We start from the raw sequence: 6,995 nt of genomic DNA, 5'->3' as shown, positions 1-6,995 counted from the left end.
GGACACCCACCACCAAGGCGCAGGCGCTACTCGACAAATTCGGCAAGGCGCTCGAAGCCGGTGACATCGATGCCGCCGTCAACTGCTTCCAGGAAGACTGCTACTGGCGCGACCTCGTTACATTCACCTGGAACCTGAAAACCATGGAGGGCCGCGACCAGATCCGTGACATGCTGCAGGCGACGCTGGCCAACACCAAACCGACCGGCTGGACAGTGGCCAAGGGCGAGGAAGCGACAGAGGATGGTGGCATCACCACCGCCTGGATCACTTTTGAAACCGACGTGGCGCGCGGCTTTGGTCTTGTTCGGTTCAAGGGCGAGCTGATCTGGACGCTGCTGACCACCATTGCGGAGCTGAAGGGCCATGAAGAGAAGGCAGGCTTCACCCGTCCGCTCGGCGCCAAGCACGGCCACGGCAAGGGCCGCAAGACATGGCGCGAAGAGCGCGACGACGAGATCGCCGAACTCGGCCACTCCCGGCAGCCTTATGTCGTCATCATCGGCGGCGGCCAGGGCGGAATTGCCCTCGGCGCCAGGTTGAAGCAGCTCGGCGTGCCGGCCGTCATCGTGGAGAAGAACGAACGTCCCGGCGATTCCTGGCGCAAGCGCTACAAGTCCCTCTGCCTGCACGACCCGGTCTGGTACGATCACCTGCCCTATATCGACTTTCCGAAGAACTGGCCGGTGTTTGCGCCGAAGGACAAGATCGGCGACTGGCTGGAGATGTACACCAAGGTGATGGAGCTGAACTACTGGAGCTCCACCGCCGCGAAATCCGCCACATACGACGAGAAGGCCAAGGAGTGGACCGTCGTCCTCGAACGCGACGGCAAGGAAATCGTGCTCAAACCGAAGCAGCTCGTGCTGGCGACCGGCATGTCCGGCAAGGCGAACTGGCCGAAATACAAGGGCCAGGACATCTTCAAGGGCGAGCAGCAGCATTCCTCGACCCATCCCGGTCCGGACAAATATCGCGGCAAGAAGGTTGTCGTCATCGGCTCCAACAATTCGGCCCACGACATCTGCGCGGCGCTGTGGGAGGCAGGCGCCGACGTGACCATGGTGCAACGTTCGTCCACGCATATCGTCAAGTCCGACACGCTGATGGATATCGGCCTCGGCGCCCTCTATTCGGAGCAGGCGGTCGAGAACGGCATGACGACGCGCAAGGCGGACATGATCTTCGCCTCTCTGCCATACCGCATCCTGCATGAGTTCCAGATTCCGCTTTACCAGCAGATGAAGGAGCGCGACGCGAAATTCTACGAGGATCTGGAAAAGGCGGGGTTCATGCTCGACTGGGGCGATGACGACTCGGGTCTGTTCATGAAGTATCTGCGCCGCGGCTCCGGCTACTACATCGACGTCGGCGCCTGCGACCTTGTCATCGACGGCTCGATCAAGCTCAAGAGCGGTCCCGGCGCCGCCGTCCAGGAGCTTACCGAGACCGGAGTGACGTTCGTCGACGGCACCGAGCTGCCGGCCGACCTGGTGATCTACGCCACCGGCTACGGCTCGATGAACGGATGGGCCGCCGACCTCATCTCACAGGAAGTGGCGGACAAGGTCGGCAAGGTCTGGGGCCTCGGCTCCAACACCACAAAGGATCCCGGCCCGTGGGAAGGCGAGCAGCGCAATATGTGGAAGCCGACCCAGCAGGAAGCGCTATGGTTTCACGGCGGCAACCTGCACCAGTCGCGCCACTATTCTCAGTATCTGTCGCTGCAGTTGAAAGCCAGGCAGGTCGGTTTGCCCACTCCGGTCTATGGGCTGCAGCAGGTGTATCACAAGGCTTGAAGCCAGACCCTTTGCGGTAGACGGAAGCCCGGTTGCGGGCTTCCGTCTGTCATGTTGCCTTGGGCATCGAACTGTGCCGCGCCCGCTACGAGGAGGCCGATATTGACGTAACCCGATGAACTATCAATCTCGCCCAATCCGCTTCCAGTAGATCAGCGTGCCGGTTAGCCCGCCGTGCGGCTTCAGCGCATAGTCCGGAATCTCGCCGGTCAGCGTGAAGCCGAGTTTCTCGTAGAGGCCGGCCGCGCCCTCCTCGCTTGCGGTGTCCAGCACCAGCAGAGTGCGTCCATTCTCAACGGCCAGTTTCTCGGCGGCCCGCATCAGGCGGGTCGCGGTGCCTTTGCCGCGATGGTCGAGCCGGATCATCAGTTTGGCGATCTCGGCACGGTGCGGCTGGTTGGGCGGACAATCGAGAATGAGCGTGACGGTGCCGACAAGCGTCTCGCCATCCCATGCGCCCAGCACCGCCCTTTCTGCCCGTTTGGCGGCAGCCAGCGACTTGCACCAGAACTCCCGAGCTGCATCCAGCGACAAGGGATGCATGAAGCTTACCGATCCGCCGGCAGCGACTGTCTCGATCAACAGATCGGCCAGCATCGCGCAGGTCGCTGCATCATCGCCCAACACCCTGATTTCAGGGGAATTCATCTTGGTGTTCTCCAGGTAAAGGCTGCCGTCATTCGAAGTGACTTGTTCGTCTCCGCCGCCGCGCCCGGCGGATTTCCGCGATGCGCTCGGCATCGTCTTCGCTGAGGTGGCGCCCGCGCTCCAGGATCTCCAGCGTGTATTCCTCATAGGTCAGGCCAAGCCGCTCGGCTCTTTCCAGTCGCATCAGCATGATGGTCTGGCTCGGCGCCTTCCAGGCTTTGTCGTGGGCGGCACGCCAGGCGAGGAAGGTGTAGGCATCGCCCTTGCCCCAGGGCGGTCCTTCATAATCGTCGAGAGGCGGCCCGCCATTGTGCGAACGTCTCGGCCGGCGCGCCATGCGGTCAGCCCCTGACCAGCGCCACCAGATAGTCGGCGGCTTCCGGTCCGGGAGCATGGAACGTGCAGTCCGACGGGGCGCCTAGCGCCAGGCAATCGCCGGGTTCGAGCCTGTGCAGCACATCGCCTTCGGTGAAGTCGAGGCGACCGCCGATCAACCAAATCTGCTGCTTGATGAAGGCATAGGATGCTGCCGGAAAACTCACCTTTGCGCCCGCAGGCAAGCTGACCCTGATGAGTTCGAGCGGCATCTGCGAGGCCGGCGATAAGTGCCGCCTGACATAGCCGGTCGCAGGATCCCGCCAGACCGGCTGTTCGTCCTTGCGGGAGACACCGCCGCCCTGCGTTTCGGCGCGGGCGATCAGTGTCGACAGCGTCATGCCGAAAGCAGACGCAACGCGCACAAGGAGCGCCGCGGTCGGACTTGTCTTGCCCCGCTCCATGGCGCTCAGCATCGCCTTGGAGACAACCGATCGCTCGGCCAGTTCGGCCAGAGACCATCCCCGCAAGTCCCGCTCGGAGCGTATCCGTTTGCCGATCGTGGATGTGATGTCTTTCGATATATCAGCCATTCGTCCAATATATCGAAATCCCAAGATGACGAAAGGGGCTGTTCGATCGAATTTTCGCGTATGCCTTAACAGGCCTTACACCATCCCACCTCACCCGACCTTAACCCCGATTGGATAGGTTTGACCTTGAGGGGAATGGGACAGGTCACCGATGTTTGTTGAACGCGAAGCCTCCGTAGGGGAGCCGACCTCGCAGGAGCGCCGTGACGGCCAACAAAGCGACAAGCGCATTCTGGGCAATGTCGTGCAGTGCGATGGCGCGCGCGCCACCATCAGCGCTTACGCCGAGGATGCCGAAGGCACGGTCACCGGCCTGTGGACCGTCGGCAAGATGATCTCCATCAACCTTGGCTCGACGCGCACCGTCGGCCTTGTCTATGCGATCGGCAAGTCGGACCGCGTCTGGAGCAACGAAGGCCAGAACGCGATCGAGGTCAGCATCGAATTGATCGGCGAGGTGCGCGACGGTGCCGAACCTGGCGCCAAGCCGGTTTTCGACCGGGGCATCACCACCTATCCGCATATCGGCGCCATAGCCCACCGTATCCGCAGCCGCGACCTGCAGGCCGTCTACGATCTCGCCGGCCGGCACTCCATCACCATCGGTACGCTGTCGCAGGACGAGGCGATCGACGCCAACATTGCCATCGACGACACGCTGGCGCGCCATTTCGCCATTGTCGGCACGACCGGCGTCGGCAAATCAACGGCCGTCTCGCTGCTTTTGCGCAAGTCGATCGAGGCGCGCCCTGACCTGCGCGTGCTGATCCTCGACCCGCACAATGAGTTTGCCGCCTCGCTTCCCGAATATTGCGTGAAGGTCGATTCCAAGACGCTCGACCTGCCGTTCTGGATGTTCAGGCTGGAGGAATTCGCCGAGGTTCTGTTTCGCGGTCGCGAGACCGAGCCGGAGGAAGTCGACGTTCTCCGCGACCTCATCCCGGCCGCCAAGAACCTCTATCGCAACCCCAGTTCGGGCAGCTACATCAGGCGCGGCAGCGACGCGCTGACCGCGGATACGCCGGTGCCTTACCGCATCGCAGATCTCATCAAACAGATCGACGAGCGCATGGGCATGCTTGAGAGCAAGAACGACCGCCCGACCTTGAAGTCGCTGAAGACGCGCATTGAATCGGCGGCCTCCGACCCGCGCTACCGCTTCATGTTCAATTCGCGGCTGATCGAGGACACGATCCACGAGACGATCGGCAACATCTTTCGCGTCCCCAACCATGGCCGTCCGGTAACCTGCTTCGAGATGGCGGGCATGCCGTCCGAGGTTGTCAATTCCGTCTGCTCGGTGCTGGCGCGCCTCGCCTTCGACCTCGCGCTTTGGAGCGAGGGCCGGCTGCGGTTGCTTTTGCTTTGCGAGGAGGCGCATCGCTACATGCCGGCCGATCCGCGCCTCGGCTTCGCCCCGACCAGGCACGCTCTGTCGCGCATCGCCAAGGAAGGCCGCAAATATGGCTGCTACCTCGGGGTCGTCACCCAGCGCCCGGGCGAGCTTGATCCGACCATCCTGTCGCAATGCTCGACCTTCTTCGCCATGCGGCTGGCCAACGAGCAGGACCAGGCGATCATCCGCTCGGCGATCGCGGATTCCTCGGCCTCGACACTGGCCTTCCTGTCCTCGATGGGCCAGCGCGAGGCGATCGCCTTCGGTGAAGGCGTGGCGACGACCATGCGGCTCAAATTCGAGAAACTGTCGCGCGAATTCATCCCGGGAACGGCCAAGCGCGAGCAGACGCTGCCCGCGGAAGCCGGCGACGACGTCGATCTCGCCGGCATCGTCGAGCGGCTGCGCAACGTGCCGAAACCGCAGCAGTCCATAGCCTTCGCCGAGGCGGTCGATACCGGCCGTCAGGCCGGCGATCCCGACTACCGCAAGCCATCGGCGCCGCGCGTGCAGCCGGACGACGACTTCGACCTGCGCTACGGCCTGAAGCCCTCGACCTTCGGCATGCGCCAGCAGAACGATTGAATACCACGTTAGGGTTCTAGGCCCGGCTTCGCCGGTAGGCATGGGTAAATTCCGTCAGGAAATTCGTCAGGCTGAGCCGAGTGGATTCGCTTTCGAGAACCGGAGCGGAGCGGACATAAAGTCCGTGAGCACCGGCCTACGCCGGCCGTAGCCTTAACTGCCACGACCCCACCAGGAGTGCTTCGGCCGGCGAAGGCCGGAAGCGCAGAAAACGGCAGCATACGGCCGGCATCACGAATTCAGTGATGGGATTTAGGCGCAGACGCGGTTGCGGCCCTGCTTCTTCGCCTCGTAGAGCTGCCGGTCCGCGCGGCGATAGAAATCCTCGGCGCTCTCATTGCGGTCCCAGACGGCAAGGCCGACGCTGGTGGTGACCTTCAGCCGCACGTTGCCCGATAGGATCGACAGGTTGGCGATGGCCTTGCGGATGCGCTCGGCGAAGCGGGCAAGCAGTTCCGCGTCCATGTTGGGCGTAACCACGGCAAATTCCTCGCCGCCAAGCCGCGCCACCACGTCGTGGTAGCGCGTCATGCCTCTCAGGCATGTGGCGACGGCCCTCAGCACCTCGTCGCCGACATCGTGACCATGCGTGTCGTTGACCTGCTTGAAATGATCGAGGTCGAGGATCATCAGCCCCACCGGCTTGTCGATGCGGCCGAACTCATCGAGATACTCCCGCAGCGCATCGTCGAAATAGCGGCGGTTCTGCATTCCGGTCAGGCCATCGGTGAGAGCCGCCTGCTCGAGCGTTTGCGAGCGGGCGCTCAGCGAAACCGTCATGGCGCGCAGCTTGCCCTCTTCCCTCACCTGGCCGCGGATCAGCGGATAGATGAAGAATATTCCGAAGAACAATGCGGCGGCCAGCAGCGCGCCGGTCACGAACAGCAACTTGTTGAGATAGATGATTCTTTCGAGACGCGACGCGGTGTCGAGATCGGTCGCGATGTCCTGCAATTGGCCATAGGCGTGGAAGGTCACCAGGCCGGCGGCCAGGATCACGAAAATAAAAACGAAGAATGCGGATTCCGCCTTGTGAAAACGCATAGCTCCCCACGGCACTACGACCCATCGTCGTTATGGCATGCCCGGCCTTACGGACGGTTAACCCGGGCCACTTGAACGAGAGGCGCATCGGATAGTCTAAGTTCCTGATCGAAATCGCATATGATCAGTCGGGAATGATTGGTCCATCGCCTGGGCAAAGCCTCTGCCAACCAGCGCCAAGTTGATGCCTGAACCAGGTCGCCTGACGCTTGGCATATTGGCGCGTTGCGGCCTTGGCGCGTTCGATCGCCTCGGGAAAACTCATTTGTCCGGTCAAGGCAGACCGCAGCTCGCGGACCCCGATCGCTTTCATCGCTGGCAGGTCCGGAGCGAGGTCAAGCGCCATCAACTGCCTGACCTCGTCGAGCGCGCCTTTGTCGAGCATCTGGTCGAACCGCGCCTCGATGCGCGCCACCAGTTGGCCGCGATCCGGCTCGATCACCAGGAAGCGCGCGCTGTCGCGGTCGATAAGCGGTTGGCCGCGCGACGCCTGCCAATCAAGGATCGACCGCCCCGACGCATCGAGCACTTCGAGCGCCCGCACGATGCGCTGGCCGTCGGTCGGCCTGAGCTGCATGGCGACCGACGGCCAGCGCATCGTGCGGGCGCTCGAAG

At 62.8% G+C, this 6,995-nt stretch carries 6 protein-coding genes and 1 pseudogene; 2 read left to right on the top strand and 5 right to left on the bottom strand.

What is annotated here, in order from left to right; translation table 11 throughout:
- On the top strand, positions 1–1,799 hold a 1,799-nt coding region (locus tag EOA29_RS20000; RefSeq protein ID WP_127221339.1), incomplete at its 5' end, for an NAD(P)/FAD-dependent oxidoreductase.
- A gap of 123 nt (positions 1,800–1,922) precedes the next feature.
- Here the strand turns inward: EOA29_RS20000 and EOA29_RS19995 are convergent.
- From EOA29_RS19995 to EOA29_RS19985, 3 genes are read right to left on the bottom strand one after another with little or no spacing between them, the layout of a single operon-like run.
- The gene (locus tag EOA29_RS19995; RefSeq protein WP_126093155.1) at positions 1,923–2,447 is read right to left on the bottom strand and encodes a GNAT family N-acetyltransferase; all 525 of its coding nucleotides are present in this window, start codon (positions 2,445–2,447) and stop codon (positions 1,923–1,925) included.
- A gap of 28 nt (positions 2,448–2,475) precedes the next feature.
- Positions 2,476–2,784: a hypothetical protein gene (locus EOA29_RS19990; protein ID WP_126093154.1), complete on the bottom strand. Its 309-nt coding sequence runs from the start codon at positions 2,782–2,784 to the stop codon at positions 2,476–2,478.
- 4 nt (positions 2,785–2,788) lie between these two features.
- Positions 2,789–3,355 carry an XRE family transcriptional regulator gene (locus EOA29_RS19985; protein WP_126093153.1) on the bottom strand — a complete coding sequence of 189 codons (567 nt, stop codon included), beginning with the start codon at positions 3,353–3,355 and terminating at the stop codon, positions 2,789–2,791.
- Between the two features lie 151 nt (positions 3,356–3,506).
- On the opposite strand from EOA29_RS19985, the gene EOA29_RS19980 reads away from it, so the two are divergent.
- On the top strand, positions 3,507–5,336 hold the full coding sequence (locus tag EOA29_RS19980) for an ATP-binding protein (RefSeq protein ID WP_126093152.1): 1,830 nt from the start codon (positions 3,507–3,509) through the stop codon (positions 5,334–5,336).
- Between the two features lie 252 nt (positions 5,337–5,588).
- Here the strand turns inward: EOA29_RS19980 and EOA29_RS19975 are convergent, their stop codons facing one another.
- On the bottom strand, positions 5,589–6,380 hold the full coding sequence (locus EOA29_RS19975) for a GGDEF domain-containing protein (RefSeq protein ID WP_126093151.1): 792 nt from the start codon (positions 6,378–6,380) through the stop codon (positions 5,589–5,591).
- Between the two features lie 124 nt (positions 6,381–6,504).
- Positions 6,505–6,995, bottom strand: a pseudogene (locus tag EOA29_RS19970) (tRNA (adenosine(37)-N6)-dimethylallyltransferase MiaA); the annotation flags it as partial.

The sequence above is a fragment of the Mesorhizobium sp. M1E.F.Ca.ET.063.01.1.1 genome, assembly GCF_003998155.1.
Lineage (GTDB): Bacteria > Pseudomonadota > Alphaproteobacteria > Rhizobiales > Rhizobiaceae > Mesorhizobium.
This window is presented reverse-complemented; position numbering and strand designations above follow the sequence as displayed.